The sequence below is a fragment of the Variovorax sp. 20P10.2.4 genome, from assembly GCF_058244205.1.
Genome location: NZ_JBZAYE010000665.1, coordinates 1 through 3,825, shown reverse-complemented (window position 1 = coordinate 3,825; position 3,825 = coordinate 1). Strand labels below are relative to the sequence as shown.

Sequence of the window (3,825 nt, the reverse complement as noted above, 5' to 3'; positions counted from 1 at the left end):
GCACCGTGCCGCCGGTGCTGCCCAGCGCGATCTTCGCGCGGTTCGACGCATCGACGGGCACGCCATAGCTGTCGGTGACCAGCGTGGTGGCATGGGTGTCGAGCACCGCGCCGGCCGCCAGCGTGAGGTCGCCGCTGGCGTTCAGGCGAATGCTGCCGGGCGTGGCGCCCGAGGCGTCGATGGTGCCGTTGACCGTGAGGCGGCCCGCGTCGGTGGCGATGCTCACCTGCCGCGCGCGCACGCCGTCGCCCACGTTCAGGTCGCCCTGCTTCACGACGAAGCCGCGCGCGCCGAAGAAGGCGGCATCGTTGAGGCGCGCATTGAGCGCCGCGAAGTCGGCGTCGGAGATGGCGCGCGTCGTCAGGTCGAACTTGCCGTCGTCGAAGCCGGCGCCGCCGCCCGCACCGAACAGCGCGCCGGCCAGCGTCACCGTGCCCGCCTTGGCGTCGAGCGTCAGCGAGCCGGCGTCCTCGTGCGCGGCCGACACGTCGATGCGCGAGCCCGCGGCCTGCGCGATATTGCCGCCGGTGCTCGTCAGCGTCGCGGCGCCGCCCCAGCTGTACTTGGTGATGTCGTAGAACTGCACGGCGCGGCCCGACAGGTCGATGCGCGCGCCCTCGCCCAGCGCGATGTCGCCGTCGGCCAGCAGCTCGAGCACGCCGCTGGGCAGCGCCACCGTGGTGGCCAGCGACACGCGCCGGCCCTGCAGGCTCAACGAGGCGCCGAGTTCGGCGATGGCGGCGGTGTCTGGTGCGCCCGCGCCCGTGGGGGCCGAGACGTCGATGTCGCCGCCCGCCACGTAGCGCATCGCCGAACCGGCCTGGCCCGTGAGCAGCGGCGTCACGATCGACAGCGACCCGCCCTGCAGCGTGCCATCCGCGTCGCGCGAGCGCCCCACCAGCAGCGCGGCCTTGTTGTTGGCCGTGACGCGGTCGCTCGCCTGGATCTTCACCGCGCCGAAGCCCAGCGCCAGGCGCTCGAGCTCGGCCTGGCGCTGCGGCTGGCTCAATGCGTCGTAGCCGAACTGCACCGTGCGCGCATCGATCACCAGCGTGCCGCTGCCCGTGCCCGGACCGCCCGGCTGCACCGCCACCGGGGCCGCGCCCGCGTACGGCGTGGTGGTGCCGTTGCCCGTGGCGATGCCGTTCCAGACGAAGTCGCGCGTGGCGATGCGCACCGTGTCGGCGTCGCCGCCCAGGCCGTAGAAGGCCGGCGTGTTGAACACCAGCTGCACCGGCGAGTCGCCGGTGTCCAGCGTCAGCGCGCCGTAGAAGTTGAAGGCGCCGCCGGCCGTGAGGCTCAGCCGCTCGAGCGCCGGCACGCCGGTGCTGGCCGAGGGGCGCAACAGGCGGTCGAGCGTGCCCTGGGTCAGTTGCCAGCCCGGCTGCATGGCTCCGGCGGCCTGCGCGGCCGCCAGGCTGGCGGCGGTGCCGATGTTGATCTGGTCCTGCGCCACCGTGAGGTAGCGCGCGCCCAGGTTCACGTCGCCCAGCGCCAGCCCGCCGGGCGCGGCGAAGGCGATGGTGCCTTCGCTGAGCACCGTGGCGCCGTCGTGCACCGTGATCCGGCCCGTGCCGAGCGCCGGCAGGAAATCCAGCCAGCCGTTGCTGACGGCGAACACCGCCGGCGAGTACGGGGCGCTCGACACGCCGGGTGCATTCGCATAGAGGAAGCCCAGATCGGAATCGACGCCGGGCCGGCCCATGCCGCGCGTGTCGAGCACCGCGCCGCCCTCGACCTCGATCTGGTTGCCGATCAGGAAGATCTGGCCCGCGCGCAAGGTGGCGCCGCTGCGCACGTTCACCAGGCCCGCGCCCAGTCCGTTGGAGAAGTACACGCGCGCGCTGTCGCCCGACGAATCCTGGCCGTTGAAGAAGGTGTAGATGCCGCCGATCGCCAGCGTGTCGGCGCGGAAGGCATTGAGCATGTCGGCCGACACCTCGATGGCGCCGGCCTTGGGCTGCGCGGTGCCGCCGACGATGTCGATGGGCTTGTCGCCCAGCAGGTTGACCTGGCCGCGCAGGCCGCCCGGGGCGGCGTCCAGCAGCGCCCGGCCCTCGAACTGCAGCGGTGCCACCGCGTCGTTCTGGGCGAAGCTGAAGCGCAGCACCTTGCCGTCGACCGGCAACAGCGGCCGCACGTTGCCGAACAACGCCGCCTGCGCCTTCGCGAAGTCGGCATAGCTGGTCTCGTTGTATTGCGAGAAGCGCCGCACCGTCTGGCCCGGCGTCACCAGCACCTGGCTCGGCAGGCTGTCGCGGATGCCGGTGCCGGCGATGCCCAGCGTGCCGGTGGTGGCCCACGAGCCGCTGCCATCCGCCAGCGCACCCGTGGCAGCCGTGCTGCCCGATAGGGCCCCCATGCGCGCCCCCACCTCGACACGGAAGGCGCCCGGCATCAGCGCATAGCTGGCGGGCAGCAGCGTGTAGGTGCCGGCGGGCAGGCCCGGCACCCCCGCGCCGACCGTGATCTGCCGGCCCACGGCCGGATCGCCGGCGCCCTTGTCGCGCACCACCGGCGCATAGGCCGAGGCGTAGCCGGGCACGATCGCATAGACCGCGCTGCCCTTCGCGGCGGGCGCATAGGCCGCGGGATTGGCATTCGCCAGCGCCGTCGTCAGCACGTCCACCGAGCCGCCGCGGCCGGTGATGAAGCCCGCGCCGCGCAGGTCGCCGCCGCCCGAGAGATCGAGCACCGAGCCCGGCTCGGCCACCACCGAGCCGCCGCCGATCGAGATGCCCTGTGCCAGCACGTAGGAGTCGCTCGGCGAATTGGAATTGAGCCGCTGCGTGAAATTGCCGCCGAGGCTGAACAGCGTGCCGTCGGTGCCGCGGTAGGTCAGGCCGTCCTGCGTGCCGCCGTAGGGCATGGTCAGGCCCGCGGCGCTCACCGAGCTCAGGCTGCCGTCGCGCAGCACCAGCTTCATCCAGGGCAGCGCCTCGGGATTGGCGATGACGCTGTTCATCCAGGCCGGGCCGTAGAGCGAGCCGCCGATGTCGTTGAGGCCGATCGTGCCCAGCGGCGCGCGCACCACGCCGCCCTGGTCCAGCGTCGGGCCCATCAGCACGAGCTGGCCGAACACCGAATCGGGCACCGGCGCGTCGTGGCCGTTCGAGCGGATCACCAGGCTGCGCGCCTGGTCCCAGACATTGGAGGAATTCGGCAGGCTGGCCTGGCCCGCGATCACCACGCCGCGCTGCCCGCTCACCGGATAGAGCTGCGCCGCCTCGATCAGCAGGTCGCCGGTGACGACGAAGGCGGCATTGCCGAGCCGGATATCGCCCTCGCTGCGCAGCGTGACGGCCGCGAAGCCGTCGGCCTCGACGGTGCGGCTGGCGCTCGGGCCGCTCGGCGTCACGGAACCGTCGCCGTAGCCGGCGACGACGCCCGACTGCATGCGACCGTAGATGTCGATCAGGCCCGCGTCGAGCGTCAGCGCGCTGTCGCCGTGCGCCGGGCGGCCCACGGCCCGGCCGCCGATGATGATGCCGGGGCTGAAATAGCCCGAGGCGCCGTCCCAGCTGCCGCCATCGAGCCGGATGTAGGGCGCGGCCAGCCGCACCTTCGCATCGGGCGTGGCGTCGGCCACCGTCAGGAAGCCGTTGCGCAGGTTGAGGCTGCGGCCGAGCTGGAGGTCGATGTCGCCGTCGAACAGCAGCAGATCGTGCGCCGACAGCGTCAGCGCATCGAAGCCGCCCGCGCTCACCCGGTCCGCCGAGAGCACCGCCGCGCCGTACTTGAGGCCCGCGTCGGCCTGGCCCGGCGCGAGGCCGTCGGCCAGGCCGCCGGGGCGGTAGTGCTGCGTCAGCGTGATGTCGTGCATCG

1 pseudogene is annotated in these 3,825 nt (G+C 73.1%); it reads right to left on the bottom strand.

Annotated features, from left to right (window positions below):
* Positions 1 to 3,825 (bottom strand): annotated as a pseudogene (locus tag AC27VN_RS35280) (hypothetical protein); the annotation flags it as partial.